The organism is Cochleicola gelatinilyticus (assembly GCF_001637325.1).
GTDB classification, from domain to species: Bacteria; Bacteroidota; Bacteroidia; order Flavobacteriales; family Flavobacteriaceae; genus Cochleicola; species Cochleicola gelatinilyticus.
This window is the reverse complement of the sequence record NZ_LRXL01000052.1, coordinates 168,112-185,655: the sequence shown is the minus strand read 5'-3', so window position 1 is coordinate 185,655 and position 17,544 is coordinate 168,112. Positions and strand designations below refer to the sequence as shown.

Annotated in this window: 16 protein-coding genes; all 16 read left to right on the top strand. The window is 34.7% G+C overall.

Annotation, left to right across the window (positions count from 1 at the left end; all coding sequences use genetic code 11):
* Positions 1–39: 39 nt before the first annotated feature.
* Positions 40–1,107: a class II fructose-bisphosphate aldolase gene (gene fbaA / locus ULVI_RS13740; RefSeq protein ID WP_068593370.1), complete on the top strand. Its 1,068-nt coding sequence runs from the start codon at positions 40–42 to the stop codon at positions 1,105–1,107.
* 50 nt (positions 1,108–1,157) lie between these two features.
* Entirely contained in the window at positions 1,158–2,027 is an 870-nt protein-coding gene (gene accD, locus ULVI_RS13735) for an acetyl-CoA carboxylase, carboxyltransferase subunit beta (protein ID WP_068593487.1), read from the top strand.
* 237 nt (positions 2,028–2,264) lie between these two features.
* Positions 2,265–4,376 carry a type VI secretion system tube protein TssD gene (gene tssD, locus ULVI_RS13730; RefSeq protein ID WP_068593369.1) on the top strand — a complete coding sequence of 704 codons (2,112 nt, stop codon included), beginning with the start codon at positions 2,265–2,267 and terminating at the stop codon, positions 4,374–4,376.
* A 29-nt stretch (positions 4,377–4,405) separates the two neighbouring features.
* The gene (locus tag ULVI_RS13725) at positions 4,406–5,026 is read left to right on the top strand and encodes a hypothetical protein (protein ID WP_157632636.1); all 621 of its coding nucleotides are present in this window, start codon (positions 4,406–4,408) and stop codon (positions 5,024–5,026) included.
* Positions 5,027–5,141: 115 nt separating this feature from the next.
* Complete coding sequence (locus tag ULVI_RS15470) at positions 5,142–5,315, top strand: hypothetical protein (protein ID WP_157632635.1); 174 nt, start codon at positions 5,142–5,144, stop codon at positions 5,313–5,315.
* Between the two features lie 145 nt (positions 5,316–5,460).
* Positions 5,461–6,051 carry a hypothetical protein gene (locus tag ULVI_RS13720; RefSeq protein ID WP_157632634.1) on the top strand — a complete coding sequence of 197 codons (591 nt, stop codon included), beginning with the start codon at positions 5,461–5,463 and terminating at the stop codon, positions 6,049–6,051.
* Between the two features lie 257 nt (positions 6,052–6,308).
* Positions 6,309–7,004, top strand: a complete 696-nt coding sequence (tssD, locus tag ULVI_RS13715) for a type VI secretion system tube protein TssD (protein ID WP_068593366.1) — start codon at positions 6,309–6,311, stop codon at positions 7,002–7,004.
* The gene (locus ULVI_RS13710) at positions 7,004–8,239 is read left to right on the top strand and encodes a hypothetical protein (protein ID WP_068593365.1); all 1,236 of its coding nucleotides are present in this window, start codon (positions 7,004–7,006) and stop codon (positions 8,237–8,239) included. Before tssD (ULVI_RS13715) ends, ULVI_RS13710 begins: the two co-directional genes overlap by 1 nt.
* A gap of 1 nt (position 8,240) precedes the next feature.
* A complete protein-coding gene (locus ULVI_RS13705; RefSeq protein WP_068593364.1) occupies positions 8,241–8,849 on the top strand; it encodes a hypothetical protein in 609 nt (202 codons plus the stop codon).
* A gap of 156 nt (positions 8,850–9,005) precedes the next feature.
* Positions 9,006–9,350, top strand: a complete 345-nt coding sequence (locus ULVI_RS13700) for a hypothetical protein (RefSeq protein WP_068593363.1) — start codon at positions 9,006–9,008, stop codon at positions 9,348–9,350.
* Positions 9,347–9,967 carry a hypothetical protein gene (locus ULVI_RS13695; RefSeq protein ID WP_068593362.1) on the top strand — a complete coding sequence of 207 codons (621 nt, stop codon included), beginning with the start codon at positions 9,347–9,349 and terminating at the stop codon, positions 9,965–9,967. Before ULVI_RS13700 ends, ULVI_RS13695 begins: the two co-directional genes overlap by 4 nt.
* Before the next feature lie 183 nt (positions 9,968–10,150).
* Positions 10,151–11,023, top strand: a complete 873-nt coding sequence (locus tag ULVI_RS13690; protein ID WP_068593361.1) for a hypothetical protein — start codon at positions 10,151–10,153, stop codon at positions 11,021–11,023.
* A gap of 43 nt (positions 11,024–11,066) precedes the next feature.
* Complete coding sequence (locus ULVI_RS13685; RefSeq protein ID WP_068593360.1) at positions 11,067–11,711, top strand: DKNYY domain-containing protein; 645 nt, start codon at positions 11,067–11,069, stop codon at positions 11,709–11,711.
* A gap of 161 nt (positions 11,712–11,872) precedes the next feature.
* A complete protein-coding gene (rpsO, locus tag ULVI_RS13680; RefSeq protein WP_068593359.1) occupies positions 11,873–12,142 on the top strand; it encodes a 30S ribosomal protein S15 in 270 nt (89 codons plus the stop codon).
* 263 nt (positions 12,143–12,405) lie between these two features.
* Entirely contained in the window at positions 12,406–14,628 is a 2,223-nt protein-coding gene (locus ULVI_RS13675; protein WP_068593486.1) for a polyribonucleotide nucleotidyltransferase, read from the top strand.
* A 183-nt stretch (positions 14,629–14,811) separates the two neighbouring features.
* Positions 14,812–17,541, top strand: coding sequence for an ATP-binding protein (locus ULVI_RS13670; protein ID WP_068593358.1), 2,730 nt, complete (start codon positions 14,812–14,814; stop codon positions 17,539–17,541).
* Positions 17,542–17,544 lie beyond the last annotated feature (3 nt).

Below are 17,544 nucleotides of genomic sequence, written 5' to 3'. Positions count from 1 at the left end.
TGTGCTAGAGTGAAGTATATCTATAAAAAAAATAACACTATGAGTCATTCGATACGTCCTGGAGTTGCTACGGGCAAAGAAGTTCAAAAAATTCACGAATACGCTAAGAAAAAAGGATTTGCAATGCCAGCGGTAAATGTAACTGGATCGAGCACTGTAAATACTGTGATGGAAACTGCTGCCGCATTAAATGCTCCAGTGATTATTCAGTTCTCCAATGGTGGTGCTTCTTTTAATGCTGGAAAAGGACTTTCAAACGAAAATCAACAAGCTTCGATTCTAGGAGGTGTTGCTGGGGCAAAACACATACACACACTCGCAGAAGCTTATGGTGCTACAGTAATTCTACACACCGACCACTGTGCAAAAAAATTACTGCCTTGGATCGATGGTTTATTAGATGCCGGAGAAAAATATTACAAAGAAACTGGGAAATCGCTATATAGTTCCCACATGATCGATCTTTCTGAAGAACCTATCGAAGAAAATATCGAGATCTCAAAACGCTATTTAGAGCGTATGAGTAAAATGGGAATGACACTTGAAATCGAATTAGGGATTACTGGAGGAGAAGAAGATGGAGTAGACAATACCGATGTAGATTCTTCTAAATTATATACACAACCCGAAGAAGTAGCTTATGCGTACGAAGAACTTTTAAAAGTTAGCGATCAATTTACAATTGCAGCTGCCTTCGGAAATGTTCATGGAGTTTACAAGCCTGGAAATGTAAAATTAACACCCATAATTCTGAAAAATTCTCAAGAGTACATTCAGAAAAAATTTAATACTGGCCACAACCCTATCGACTTTGTTTTTCACGGCGGAAGCGGTTCTACGGTAGAAGAAATTAGAGAGGCAATTGGATATGGAGTGGTAAAAATGAATATAGACACCGACCTTCAATTCGCTTTTACTGAAGGAGTTAGAGATTATATTGGCGCACATGCCGGATATTTAAAAACACAAATTGGTAATCCAGATGGTGACGATCTACCAAACAAAAAATATTACGATCCAAGAAAATGGCTCCGTGAAGGGGAAGCAACCTTTAAAACGCGACTAGAAAAAGCTTTTCACGATCTTAATAACGTTAATACACTATAAACCCGGAATTTTTATACATGGAAATAAAAACTCCCCTAACACCGGAACATATGGCTTGGTTTAAAAGAACAAAAAAAGGAATTCAGACAGCAACAGAAGATAAAAAGGATGTACCTAAAGGACTTTGGTATAAATCTCCTACTGGAAAAATCGTCGATTCTGAAGAATTAGAACAAAATTTTTATGTGAGTCCAGAAGACGGGTATCATGTTCGCATAGGAAGTAAAGAATACTTCGAAATTTTATTCGACAACAATAAATTTAAAGAATTAGATAAAGGACTTACCTCAAAAGATCCACTAACGTTTACCGACACAAAAAAATACACAGAACGTTTAAAAGCCGCACAAGATAAAACAGGCTTAAAAGATGCTGTTCGTACGGCAGTAGGTAAATCGATGGGAGAAGACCTTGTAATCGCCTGTATGGACTTTAGTTTCATTGGTGGGTCTATGGGAAGTGTTGTAGGTGAGAAAATCGCTAGAGCAGCCGATTATTCATTAAAAAACAAGATTCCATTACTCATTATCTCTAAAAGTGGAGGTGCCCGCATGATGGAAGCTGCACTCTCTTTAATGCAACTAGCAAAAACAAGTGTAAAACTAGCACAATTGGCAGAAGCTAAGATTCCGTATATCTCATTATGTACAGATCCAACTACTGGTGGAACAACCGCTTCTTTTGCAATGCTTGGAGATATTAATATTAGCGAACCGGGAGCTTTGGTTGCTTTTGCTGGGCCACGAGTGGTAAGAGATACAACCGGAAAAGAATTGCCGGAAGGTTTTCAAACAGCTGAATTTTTATTAGAACATGGCTTTTTGGACTTTATCTCACACAGAAGAAATCTAAAGGACAAAGTGAACCTTTATTTAGATTTGGTACTTAACCGACCGCTTCGCAATAAGGTGGCTTCTTAAAAAAAACTATAAAATAAAATTTTAGCAGGGATGATTATTTACCTCCCTTTTAAAGCTATCCTATTAATTTTAACACAAATACGGCAGCAAAAAACTCATAGATGTTTTTGCTGCCGTATTATTTTTGCAGAACTTTGTTAGAAGCGCAATAATATGCTCTTGCCTAAATTTGATTTGTTAGTGTGTCTGAATCTTAATTACGAATGAGATTGGCTGAAAACTTACTTTTACATCCCTATGAGTTTTAAAGCAAAATTATTTATTGAAGACCAGGAGCGAAATATATTGGACGCTCACCTACTCTACCATCGTTTTTCCGATCTCAACGGAAAACCAACCAGTAACCCCATTGGAGGCCCTTTACGTTTCAGTATTGAATCTACAGGAAACGACAGTTTGTTTTATGAGAATATGTTTTCCCCCTCTTTACAATGCCAGGGTGAGATTATTTTCTACAAACGTGATGGATTAAGCACTCTTTTTAAAATTGAATTTGCCAATGCCCATTTTTTGGGACTGGAAGAAAATTTTAGCGCTAGCGGAGATGAGCCATTACATATGAATATCACCATTGGCTGGGGCATCATTAAAGTGCGGGGCATTGTTTTTGAAGAATACTGGAACCCGAACAATCCTTTTTTAGCCCAAGCAGCGCCTACGGAGATCGGAGTAGAATCTCCAACCATTAGTAGCATTCAATGGACCGAAAATACTTCCGAAGAAACTATAAAAGAAGCAACCTATGGAAGTAATGTTGCATTGCTAGGTCGCATTGAAAATCCACAAGGTGGTTCTGCTACTGTTCATATTGAAAAGGAAGACAGAACTGAATTTAAAAAAGGCGTAAAACAACTTACATTTGAAGGTACGGTATCAGAAAGCGGCAGAATAGACATAAGTTCTATCCAGATCGAAGAGGTCTGGAAGGAATTTAAAAATGTCGAAAAGGACAAACTCATTGCCAGTATAACTTATGAAAATCAAAAAAAGAAAAGCTCACCTATAGAAATTCTTCCGGCACCTAAAGTAATCGTTCATTTTAGACCCCGTGCCAGTTGGAAAGGAGAGTATGGTTTTGATTGGATTAGAAAGGGAGACACAAAATTAGACGGTGATGTTGACTATAAAACTCTTGTCGGAAAATACGGTAAAGTTTATGCAACCCAACCATCCGCAGTATTTACAAAAGATGAAAAGAAACACAAACATTTAGCCGACAATGTGTTTGAAACAATCACAATAACCGATAAAAAAGATAGTAAAGGCAATACTGAGGATTATTCAATCCCTTTTCTGAATCTTTACAAAAATCCAACTGACAAGAATACCTATCCTGCTGAGTTAGAAATTCTGTCGGAAGTAATAGATACTGAACCGGTCAAAATAGTTTTGAAATACCACAAAGATTTCTTGAAGGTGACCAATGCGGCTAATACCATCACGGAAGAAGCCGATTTTAAATTTATTGAGTTGGAAAAAAAATCGGTTACTTCTAAAACTAAAAAAGATGGAACGGTAACTACCGGCAAACTTAATAGTGAAAAACTAACGATTGAATGTATTAAAAATATCGACAAAGATCAATATATCGAGGTACTAGCAGTAACAAAAGTAGATGGCAAAGAAGAAAAAACACTAGCGGGAAAATTGAAAGTCCTCGCGAATCATAAAGGAAATCGAAGAATTGCCAATGTTGTTTTTGTAAACGTCCTCGCCAACATAAACGGAGAAGCGAAAGGAAAAGAACCTGTAGGGATTTCGTCTGCTGATATAAAGAGTCAAAAGGAATATTTATCCCCTTTCTTAAGGCAGGCATTAGTACAACCCAATGTAAAGAACACCGATTTAAATCTTAGTGGTGATGCAGTTCTTAATAAAGATTATGTTCTAAAATTCGGATCCAGAAATATTTTTAGCAAATACAATGTTACAAATAGTGCAGGAGATGATCTGGTGACGTATTTAAAAAGTCAATTTACCAAAGATAAGGCAAACGCTATCTACAAAGATTATTTCGTTGTATTTTTTCTCGGTAATGGTGGAGGGAGAGAAAAAGCTTCCGGAAAAATTGTACATTTAGGAGGACATGCTAATGGTATTCCTAGCAAAGAATGTATAATGTATAAAAACCCTCAACCATTTTTTGTTGCACATGAACTCATGCACTGTATGAATCTTTACCATTCATTCGACAATAATGGTGATTATACTTTCAAAATTGGACAAACTGAAAACATAATGGATTATTCTCATATGACACAATATGCGGGAAGTAAAAAAATCACCCAGATTAGCACATGGAAATGGCAATGGGATATTCTTAAGACCCAAACAACAGAAGAATCATGAGTAAGTACTATATATTAATATTGTTTTCAATGGCACTTTTTTCATGCCAATCACAAAACTTCAATAACAATTTAAATGACACTACAATGCTCACTAACAATAAATTAAACCTCAGCGAATTTAAATCTGTTGCACGTACACTAAGTGCTATAGAATACCGTGATCTAACGGGAAAAGTAGCCAACGGAACAGCTTATTTCTATAAGCAATCACTTCCTGAAAAAAACGGACACATTGCTATTTATGGAGATAATGACGGCTTTGAAAAAATAGTGGTTGACAAGACGTTACACTTTATGGAAGTTTATAATTTTAATGAGGAAGGAATATTGGTAAGCAAAGGGTTAATGTATCCAGAAGGTTTTAAAAAAGGAACTTGGATGTACAATAATGAAAGTGGTAATGTTGAAAAAGAAATTGATTATGATGAACCTTTTAACTTTTCTTGGGAAGATGTCCTGATATATTTAGAGGAAAGAGCCATTCAAAAAGAATCCATCGTATATATAATACGAGATGCCGAATCAAATCCCAAAACATGGACAATCGAGTGGAATATCGATACCGATAATGCTGAAGTAATTATCTTAAATGGAGATACTGGGAAAGTTATAGAAATAAATAAACAACCGATAAAAAAGGAAATTTAATTTGAATTATTTAGTCAATGGACTAACTTTTTTAAAGTAAATAAGTTCAGTTTATTAAAAACTTAGCGCATCAGCTATCGATAAGGCACACAGATAAAAGGCTTAAGTTGTTTTTGTGGAGGTTAAATCAAAAAGTCGCTCCTTACTGTATCTCTCATCTGAAACGAAAGAATATGAAGTGTATGTTGATGAAAACAATTTATACTATGACGGAATACTACTAGATTCCGAACGAATTAAACATCTTGATATTTCGCAAAAGAAAAAAGATTCAATCTCAGCTATATAGTTTAATAAAAACTAGATGCCAGCATAGCAACCGTCATGATATTTTTAGTTTCTTCTCATACACCATCGTTTATTTTTTCAGAAAATCGTTATTCTATTCAGATTAGTCAGCTAATACTGATTAAAGTTAAGTTGATAAAGACCCTATGAAAACACCTCTCTGTGTACTATTAATGGCAGTATTTTTTACGGGCTATTCTCAATCTACAAGAAAGATTGTAAAAGATTTTGATGGAGACTTTGAACCGGACACAGTGTATATCGATTCAGATGCTGATAAATTATTCTGTATCCTATCGTCAAATAACTACAGAGAAACAGCAAGCCTGGAAATTCGGAGTATGAATTTCGGCAATACCCTTGTTGACACTCCAAATGGTTTTGAGTTCCGGAACGATTATGGGCGCTCCGGTTTTATTAATGAATTTGAATACGACCCTACATCCGGGCAGATGCAACTCGTAAAAATAAAGCGTACAGACTACGACATTGATCGCTATAAATATGGTAAAGAAGTGAGACACGGTAGTGGAAAATCGAGCATTGACTTAAAAACCCATTCCTATAAAGGTGATTTCTATGATGTTTATAAAGACAAGTTAAGAAAACTTCCCACAATTAATAGCACAATTAAATTTCCAATCACCTATCTCGAAACATTTAGTGATGCTATTTATTTTGAATTTGAAAAAAAATGCCTTGCACTTTACGAACAGGCTAAAAAAGAAACTCATTAACACATTTACGTTCTCTAATAAAGCATAATCCCTTTTACTGAAAATTGTATTATATATAATTATTCATAATAAGCTATGTCCCTAATTTTAATATCAATACCGCTTCAGATAATTAACCAATAGCTTTGTTATAATTTAATTTTTATGGAACTTTGAGAAGCTAAATTAAAACTCCCCCCTTTTTTGATTTATTAATCTAAGCTACGTGTGTTGGTTGATAATACCTGTTGCTCGAATTAAACTTACTTTATATCCCTATGAGTTTTAAAGCAAAACTATTTATTGAAGATCAAGAGCGAAATATCTTAGACGCGCACTTGCTATACCATCGTTTTTCCGATCTTAATGGAAAACCTACCAGCAAACCTATTGGAGGTCCCTTAGAATTTACCATCGAATCTACAGGCAACGACAGTTTATTTTATGAAAATATGTTCTCTCCCACAGTGCAATGCCAAGGAGAAATAATTTTTTACAAACGAGACGGATTCAGCACCTTATTTAAAATTGAATTTGCCAATGCCCATTTTTTAGGCCTTGAAGAAAATTTTAGCGCTAGCGGAGATGAGCCATTATATATGAATATCACCATCGGTTGGGGCATTATAAAAGTGCGCGGTGTTGTTTTTGAGGAATACTGGAATCCCAATAATCCTTTTGTAGAGCAGGCTGCTCCTACGGAGATTGTGGAAGAGGAACCTCTAATTTTGGAGTCTTATTTTGAGAATGAGGATGGGGAGAAGGTAAGTGGTGTAAAAAAAGATCAAAAGGTGTATCTTGTTTTGAAAACCGAGAATATGGCCGGAAAATCTGTTGATATTGATCTAAGCGATCATCCCACCGTATTTGAATACCAAGGGCAACCACTTGCTAATAATATCATGCAAGCCCATTCGATAACAGCAGATGTTATGAAAATTGAACTTACAACCATTAAAAAGAACTCTCAATAATGGCTACCATATCGATAACCCAAACTGACGACGCAGCAAATTCTTACTCTGGTAATGGAGTGGAATGGTTCGAATTTATCCCTTTTGTAGAACTTCGCAACCCGACCGGCAATAATATTGAAGAACACGAGCTGCCACTGGTAAAGGATGAGAACGACCAAGCGGTACGTGTTGATCTTTTGATACAAACCGATGATGACCAACGAAGTGTTACCATAACCTCCTTAAAAACAGAACTCGAACGACCTGTAATTCCTTTTTCGGTAAAAAAAGGTGGATCTAGTGCTGATTGGCTTACTGATGAAGATGGTTATATAGAAGTAGAACTATCCAAAGAAATGGATACGTTTGTGGAGGTAAAAGGTGTAACCGCAAAAATAAAAGATAAATCGGAAGAAGAATTCAACGATAGTCATTCCCACAAGATCTTCACGACCCTCGGTTCAGAGATAGATGTGGAAATAAACATAAGCGCAAATGAATCCACAGCATTTTACCTTAGGTTTCTGGCAAACGATAACGAAGAAACTTTTAGCAAAGGCAGTTATGAGAACTTGTTTTGTGGGTGTTTTAAGGTTTCGACCCTAAACGAATGGGAATTTAGTGAGACACAGATTGAAAAGATTAAAAGGTATGCTGTCTTAAATAATTCTAAGTTAATGGGAAGTGGAGACGCAAATAGATACCATCATTGTACTGACACACATAAACACATTGTTTATAAATTACTTGAAAACCCACCTGATTTAGGTAAAGATCAAGATCATGAAGCAGTAAGACTAACACCAATGGATTTTGAAAATGCAGGCGAAGCTACAACAGATGGTGTAAGAAGCGCATTAATTGCTCAAACCTACGCCGAGCCTTCTAAAATTTTCACAGTAATAGATATTAACGATAATGAAGTTATAGGCACAAATGGAAAGCCAGGGAATACAGATAAACAACTAAAAAAATTTAAAGAAAGTCCAATTGAATATATGAAGAGTAAATGTCCCGACAATGGTTATTATATTTTTATTGGTGCTTATAATGATGACTACCATTCGTTTACTATAATTGTAAATAAGAAAGATGAAACATTTAATTTTCAATTTGTTGATCAATTGGTTGCGGTAGTAGACATGGACGAAAATAGTCTTGAAAATCTAAAATTACTAAGTGATATTCGTCGATATAGAAGTAATTTTCCAATGGGACTAGAATTATATCAGTTAAGAAATAAAATGAAATGATATGAAAAAAATATATTATCTATTTTTATTTCTATCGATCTCATTCAGTTGTAAAAATAGAATTAATGATAACTCAAAAAATCTTAAACACGAAGAGGTTAATGATACACTTGAAGCTGAGGAACAAATACCGTTAGAAAAAGTTGAAATTTCTATAAGCACATTTGATTTAAAGAAAACCTTAAGTCTTTTAGGAGAAGCACATCATACTGGTAATAGGTATTCTGACTGGATGACAAATAAAATTGGATTTATTGATAAACTTTTAAAAATAGAAGATAACCAAATATCAATTTCTAGTACCAGTTATACCTATAAAAACGATTATGTTTTTTATTTGCATACCCTCAAACACTCAAACGATTCAATTTCAATTAAACCATTTTTAGAAAATATCCAAGGTAAACACACAGAGGGATATACTCAATTACGTGTATTAATTTTTGCTATGAAAAACGAAAAAGAGGCTAATTTTATTGACATTCCTCTGACTAGCGGGTATTCTAAAAAGTATAACGAATTAATAAAAAATGTTTATAATAAAATTGATTTTGTTGTGGTGAGCTGCGACTCAACTAAGGCCTGTTCAATTAAAGATTTTAGGCCGTAATCTACATCCAAGTCCAAAGACTCAAAAATTCGAAATTAAACAGATTATAGAGAAACACCCAAAGATTACGAAAGTGTAGGAGAATCGACTACGCAAGGCGTACGCCAAAATCTACAAGCAGCTGCTTATGCTGAGACCACCAAAACATTTACTGTAGTGGACATAAACGGCCATGAAGTGATCACAAATGGTAAACCCGGAAATACAGACATAGCACTGAGCGATTTTAAAGAAAGCCCCGTGGAATTTATGAAAGAAGCATGCCCGAGCGACGGATATTATGTATTTATTGGAGGGTATAATGATGACTATCACTCATTCACAATAGTGGTTGAAAATACCGGAGACTCCTTTGAATTTGAATTTGTGGATCAACGGGAAGGATTCATGTCAGAAAGTCAAGAAGGAATAGAAAATCGATTTTTATTATATATTCGAGAATGGAGAGAGAATTTCCCAATGTATTTAAGCTTATACCAACTGAGAAATAAAAAGAAATGAAGCTATTAAATTCTTGCGTTATATTGATCATTCTCAACTTATCTATTTTAAGTTGCAAAGAGGTTAAGAAGGATTTTGAAGAAACTAGAATTGAAAGTACATTAAATAAAAGTACAGATTCTATAAAAGTCAATAATACAACTCAGAAACTAAATGATTCTAAAAATTTAAAAAACTTACTGAGCTCTTTAATGAATATTGAAAAAACAGACGGTAAGCATTCTGATTGGTTGACAAATAATAACACATATTTTATTGGACATATGATGGAGATTGAACAAGATTCATTTTCCTTAAAAACTATTAGTTACGAATATAAAAATGAATGTGTTTTTTATCTACACAATATAGGACTCATAACAAAAAAGGCATCTATAAAACCTCAATTAGAAAAATCACAAAATAAATACACCAAAGGGAGTTTAGAAGATAGAATCCTAATCTTCACCATGAAAAACGAAATGGAAGTCAACTTTATCGATATACCAGCCAATTGGAACCATATCGAACTTAAAAATGAACTCTTAGAACTTTTGTATTCTAAAATTGATAGCGATGTGATCGTTTGCCATAGAGCAGATCCTTGTGAGTACAGAGACTTGCGGAAAAAAGATTAATCTTGGTATGCTCTTACAAAAGAAAATCTTAAATTCAATATAAAGTTTGTAAGAAAATCAAACTACCGTTTACCGTGAAACAGGGAAGTAAAGATAGTGACGATGAAAATAGCATTAAACTCCGGTCTTATTAAAAAAAGAAGTTGACATAATTAGTCTTTTAAGTCCGCAAAAACTTAAAGAATGAAAAAACCAATCCTTATATTTTTTATCCTGACAGTTATTCTTTGTAGTTGCAAAGAAAAGAACAACAAATTTTTGTCGAAACGAGATGTTAAGCCTACTATCTCTGCCTGTGATAAAGAAAACCGAATTGTGTTAGATACTGTCTTCAAAAATACCTCTATACTTACATCTGTGTATTACAATGAAAATTGTAAAATTCAGAACTTAGAACTTATAACTCAATTGGACGAACGTTCTGGGAGCATCCAAAGTCAAGATGAAATTAAAAACGTGAGTGTTATAACAGGGTTTTTGGGTGATACAATTCACAGGTTCACAATTAATCCGGAAGACAACCTATTTCACTTCAATAAAAAAGACAATATACTTTTGACCGAATTGGTTTTTGCCCAACCATTTTTAGACAGCATCAACATACTAGAACTTCAAACGTTTGCAAGCAATGAGGATTTCTCTGATGGAAAAATTATGATTTCAGATTCTTATTTATATAATAACACCGCAAAACTCTTGGACATTGATAGAACATATTTAGATTATGCAGCTTTTAAAAATCAAAATATAAATACCAAAATTATTTCGGTTAAAGAAAATACAATAGACACATTAATGATCACCGTACAAGTAAACCAAATTATTGATGATATCGAAATGATTGATATTTCACTCAATAAAAAAGTAAAATTAAATTATAAAAGTAGCATTAAAGCTGACTTTAAAAATTTTAAAAGGGAAAGTAATGGTTGTATGCTTGTTAGCTTTTTGAAAATGAGTCCTAAATTTATTCAATTAAAAGTGGACATTGAAAAAGCTGACCTTAAAGAAATATCTGAAATTATCCTAAGATTAAATGACGTAGAATATCAATGATAAAATTGTGCTCTTTTCTTTGAAAAACGATGATAACGCAACTATGAAAAATTTAGTTTTATTTTTTTGCTTCGTAGCGCTGTTTGCATGCAAGGAAGTCGACAAAGATATTTCACTGGCTGAAGCGGACGAACAGACCTATACACAAATTAGCTCACATTTATATCGGGACAGTGCTTCTAACATCTATCTGAAAGTTAAAAACAAACCCTCGCTGCATCCTTCTAAAACAAAGAACATCAAAGATTCTATTTTCCTGTCGGATGTTTTTGAAATGGAAACCAACAAAAAGTTACCTTTAAAGCAAGTCATCGATACTGCGTCGTTCGAAGCTATAAATCAAAACGGCAATTATTTTAAAGACCGGAATAAAGTGTATATCTATGAGAATACACCTAAACCGGCTCAATTTTATTATGTCCCTAATACGAATGTTTCTTTCTTCGGAAAGTCCAACGATTTTATGCAAAACGAAGATAAACTCTATTTTCAGGGAGCCCTAATGGAAGGTGTTGATTCCGAAAATGGGAAGTTGGTTTACCTTTCTTCAAAAAAAATATCATACGAATTGTTCGCAACCGACGATCAATTGTATTTCGACGGAATTGCATTGGACGTTGAACGATTAAAATATTTAGAATTACCACAAGAAACAAAAGACTCCCTGTCTTATATATATTTTCACTAAATACATGTACTTAAAGTGCATGGAAAATGTCGTAAATAAAGTAGTACGGGATCTTAAGAAAAAAACACAGAAAACACCAAAATCCAATAAATTTCACTACTTTTGCCGCTTGATTACCAAAGTGGTAGTCAATACATAAAAATCATTTAAATAATATTGGAATGTATTTAGCACCAGAAGAAAAAGAAAAGATCTTCGCAAAACACGGAAAGTCTAAGACAGACACGGGTTCTGCAGAAGGACAAATTGCATTGTTCACGTACAGAATTGAACACCTTACAAAACACCTTAAAGCAAATCACAAAGACTACAATACAGAGCGCTCTTTGGTAAAGCTAGTAGGAAAGCGTCGTTCTCTTTTAGATTATCTAATGAAAAAAGATATCTTACGCTACCGTGCCATCGTTAAAGAATTAAATTTACGTAAGTAATTAGAATAATAAATGGGCTCTTAATGAGCCCATTTATTATTTATTGATACCTTGGTGTTTTTCCGAATTTATTTCGGCATCATTTCTAGGAAACTGGAAAATTTACAAACAGAAAAGCTACCCTTAGGTTTTTCATTGGTCAACCACAACAACACAACAACACTGCAATCGAACATCGATTGTTGACCAATTTATTAACATCTCCTCGCTGTTACTAACAAAGAGAGGAGATTCCCTAATTCATGGGAAAAAAACAAATTTTTATGATACCTAAAGTATTTAAAGAGGTCATAGACCTAGGTGACGGTAGAGAGATTTCTATCGAAACTGGAAAATTAGCTAAACAAGCCCATGGGTCTGTTGTTGTTCAATCTGGAAAATGCATGTTGCTTTGTACCGTAGTTTCAAATTACGAACAAAAAGACTTAGATTTCTTACCCTTAACGGTAGATTACCGCGAAAAGTTTGCCGCATCAGGACGCTACCCAGGTGGTTTCTTTAAAAGAGAAGCACGGCCAAGTGACGGTGAAGTATTAACCATGCGTTTAGTAGACCGTGTGTTACGTCCATTGTTCCCTAAAGATTATCACGCTGAAACACAAGTGATGATTCAATTAATGTCTCACGATGATGATGTAATGCCAGATGCAATGGCAGGACTTGCCGCTTCTGCAGCAATTCAACTTTCCGACTTTCCTTTTGAATGCGCTATTTCTGAAGCACGAGTAGGACGCGTAAATGGTGAATTTATTATAAATCCTACAAGAGCACAATTAGAAGAAAGTGACATCGATATGATGATTGGTGCTTCCGCTGATTCTGTTATGATGGTGGAAGGTGAAATGGACGAGATTTCTGAAGAAGAAATGACAGAAGCCATTAAATTTGCACACGAGGCTATTAAAGTACAATGCGCAGCTCAAATTCGTTTAGCCGAAGCCTTCGGAAAAAAAGAAGTACGTGAATATCCAGCTGAAAGAGAAGATGAAGAGTTAGCTAAGAAAGTGCACGATATGGCATACGATAAAGTATACGCCATTGCTCAAGCAGGATCTGCAAAGCATGAACGTAGTGCTGCTTTCAGTCAAATTAAAGAAGATATTAAAGCTACTTTTTCTGAAGAAGAACTAGAAGATTTTGGAGATCTAGTTTCTAAATACTACCGCAAAGCTGAAAAAGCAGCCATTAGAAATTTAACCCTAAATGAAGGTTTGCGTCTAGATGGTCGTAAAACAGTCGATATTCGCCCAATTTGGTGCGAAACAGATTACCTTCCTTCCGTTCATGGTTCTGCTATCTTTACACGTGGAGAAACTCAAGCACTGGCTACAGTAACTTTAGGAACTTCAAGAGAAGCAAATAAAATTGACATGCCTTCGTACGAAGGTGAAGAAACTTTCTATCTTCACTACAACTTCCCTCCTTTTTGTACGGGTGAAGCTAGACCTATTCGTGGAACGTCACGTCGTGAGGTTGGGCATGGTAATTTAGCGCAACGCGCACTTAAAGGTATGGTACCAGCAGATTGTCCATACACCGTTCGTGTAGTGAGTGAAGTACTTGAATCTAATGGTTCTTCATCTATGGCAACTGTGTGTGCCGGAACTATGGCAATGATGGATGCAGGAGTACAAATGACCAAACCAGTTTCTGGAATTGCAATGGGATTAATTTCCGACGGTGAATCTGGAAAGTACGCAGTATTGTCCGACATTTTAGGTGATGAAGATCACTTGGGAGATATGGACTTTAAAGTAACAGGTACAGCAGACGGAATCACTGCCTGCCAAATGGATATTAAAGTAAAAGGATTAAGCTACGAAATTCTTGTAAATGCCTTAAAACAAGCAAGGGACGGTCGTTTACATATTCTTGACAAATTAACAGAAACTATTGCCGCTCCTAGAGAAGACGTTAAGTCTTACGCGCCTAAAATGGTTACTACTAGAATTGCTAATGAATATATTGGTGCATTAATAGGACCAGGAGGTAAAGTAATTCAAGAGCTTCAAAAAGAAACAGGATGTACAATTGTTATTAACGAAGATCCTGTAACTGAAGAAGGTATTGTTGAAATCTTAGGAACAGGTCAAGAAGGAATCGATACGGTATTAGCGAAGATCGACTCTATTACTTTTAAACCAGAAGTTGGAAGCGTATACGAAGTGAAAGTAATCAAAATGCTAGATTTTGGTGCTGTTGTTGAATATATGGATGCTCCTGGTAATGAAGTATTATTACATGTGTCTGAATTGGCATGGGAACGTACCGAAAATGTTAGCGATGTGGTAAACATGGGTGACGTATTCGATGTAAAATATTTCGGATTAGATAAGCGTACTAGAAAAGACAAAGTATCTAGAAAAGCTTTACTACCAAAACCTGAAGGATTCAAAGAGAGACCTCCAAGAACCGATAGAAATGATAGAAACGATAGAGGACGCGATAACCGTGGACGTGATAGTCGTGACAAAAAAAGAGATTAATTCTCTTAATAACTAATGTGAAAAAGCCTTCTTTATAAGAGGGCTTTTTTTATACTAAGTGTTTACACGTATTTTTGCAACGTATTTAATCGCAGGCCTCTAGAACGTTAGGAATAATCAAAAAAAAATGTAAATTCGTTTCTTGAAAGAAATTTCTTTCAAAATTAGATAGCCCCTTATTCTATGAACACACTTATGAATCGTTTTTTTTCGAAAGCCGAAGCACCGGTTCTAGAAAAGAAAACCTTAAAGGATCAGCGACATCAGATACTAAATTTTTTAATTGAAAAAGGAACTTCATCTCAAAAACTGAAAGACCTTATCGATGAAATATCTAGGCTGAATTTTCCAGAGAATTCATTCAAAGCAGATCTTCTGTTAGTGCAATGGTATCTTAAACTTGAAACCTACCTTCTACGCCACGATTCTAAATATATTAATACACCTGAAAAACTTAGAAACGAAGTAAAAAGTAAATTTACCGAACTTACAAGTAATACTATATTCGCTGCTTTGATACTGGCTGAGCCACAGCAAGAACTTGCTATTGCTTTAAACTTTATAACTTATTTCGAGCAAAGGCTTACTGAAGAAGCTAAAGAAAGAAAAATTCCAGCACCACCGCGAAGAATAGGATTTTTAAAAAATAAAGTTTCAGAAAATCTCTCTATGATCGAAAGGATTAATAGAAAGAGAAAAATACGGGAGTTTTTTGAGTCCATGTATGCACAATATACAGATGTAAGTGGAGAAGAATTCACTCAAACTGTCTACACAAGTACTTTTAAAATATTTTACGAAGCCTATAGCGAACTAAAAACTGTACAAATATTAAAGGAATTTACTCCTCAAAAATCTATAAATAATAAGCTTTCATCTCCACCTATTGCATCACCAAAGAAAGATATCACCGCAATAACACCAAAAGCATTATCTAACGTTTCTAACAGCAACACTTTAATGAGCGATGTTTTAGAAAATATGTTAGATGGTATTATTATATGCAATCGAAATGGAGATATAATTGCTAGCAACTCAAATGCAGTTTTAGTTTTTGGGTTAACAAAGAAAGTGCTTGCAGAAAAAACCATACATTCTTTAGTGCCACAAGAGCTCTCTCAAGCACTACAGAACGATTTAGCTATCAGAGACCCCTTAATAAAAAAACATGTTGTAGGCACACGTTTTGAAAGCGAAATCACTACAGCTAACGGCAATACTCAAGAGTATGAAATTAGTATTACAAATAATTACACAGAAGGGGATGATACGTTTACATTAGTATTTAAAGATATTACAGGTAAGAAAGAGACCCTTCAATCCATTCAGGATGCGAAGAAAAATGCCGAGAGAATGGCGAATGCTAAGTCTACATTTCTCTCTAATATGAGCCATGAAATACGCACTCCGTTAAATGTCATTTTAGGTCTTTCGGAAATAATTTCAAAGAAAGATATTTCGGATCCCGAAATGCTTCAAAAAAATGTTGAAGGAATAGATTTTTCTGCAAAAAACTTACTTTCAATTGTCAATGATATTTTAGATTTCAGTAAAATTGAAGCTGGAAAACTTACCATTCAAGCAATCGATTTTAATCTTGGAAAAGTTGTAAATAGCCTGGCAAACGGCTTTGAAATTAAAGCAAGAGAAAAAGGCGTTGAGCTGGAAGCGACAATAGATAAGGACATCCCAAACATTATTATTGGCGATCAATACCGGCTTAATCAGATTTTAAATAATTTAATCGGAAATGCTATTAAATTTACGCAAAATGGTAAAATTTCTATTTTGGTTCATAAAGAACATTCAGAAAAAAGTGGAGAAGTTGCAGTACAATTTAAAGTAAAAGATACCGGAATTGGAATTCCAAAAGATAAACTTCAAAACATTTTTGAAAGCTTTTATCAAGTAGACAGTCCCGAAAGTGCTAAAATTACAGGAACCGGATTAGGACTCGCAATTACCAAAGAATTAATCGAATTGCAACATGGTACATTAATAGCTGATAGCGAGGTGGGTGTAGGGTCTGAATTTCAATTTACCCTTCCTTTTAAAATTAGTAAACTTACTTCCTTAGTACAAACTGAACTTACGATAGAGTGCCGCGATGAAAAACTCGCAGGACTTCAAGTTTTAGTTGCTGAAGACAATAAGATGAATCAATTCTATATAAAGCAACTTCTTGGCAGCTTAAAAGTAGAAGTGGATATTGCTGAAAATGGAAAAGAAGCTATTGAGATTTTTGAAACATCAAAAGACAAATATGACCTTATTTTAATGGACATGCACATGCCCATTATGGACGGTCTTGAAGCGATCAAGATTATTAGAAAGTCGAATAAAAATTCATTTAAAAAAGTGCCCATTGTAGCCTGTTCTGCCGATGTTTTTCCTGAGTCTAGAAAAAATGCCATTAAGGCGGGTATCGATTTTTATCTTACCAAACCTCTTAATGAAGATGCTGTAAAAGAAGTATTGTATTGGTTGGTTTCAGACAATGAATTAAATCCGTCGACAGAATTAAAAAACGACACTAATAGCACGTCGGAAGTGACGCATTCTAGTCATGTAAATGTAAATAAGTTACGTGAAACTTTCGATAATGATGATGAATTTATCATCTCATTATTGGAGATATTTATTAAAGAAACCCCTGAGGATTATAAAAGCTTACGTGCCTGCATCGAACGTGAATTTTATGCTAGAGCAAGTAGTTTAGCTCATAAAATGAAGTCTAGTTTTATGAATTTAGGAATGACGCTTCAAGGTTATTATCTTCAACAAATCGAAAGCCAGCTTATTAAATCTGATGGGCTTGAAGATGGAAAAAAACACATGACAGCTTTTAGCAACCTTTATCATAAAACACTACTAGAGGTTAATATCCTTCTAATTGAATTGAAACAAGGGTAAAGA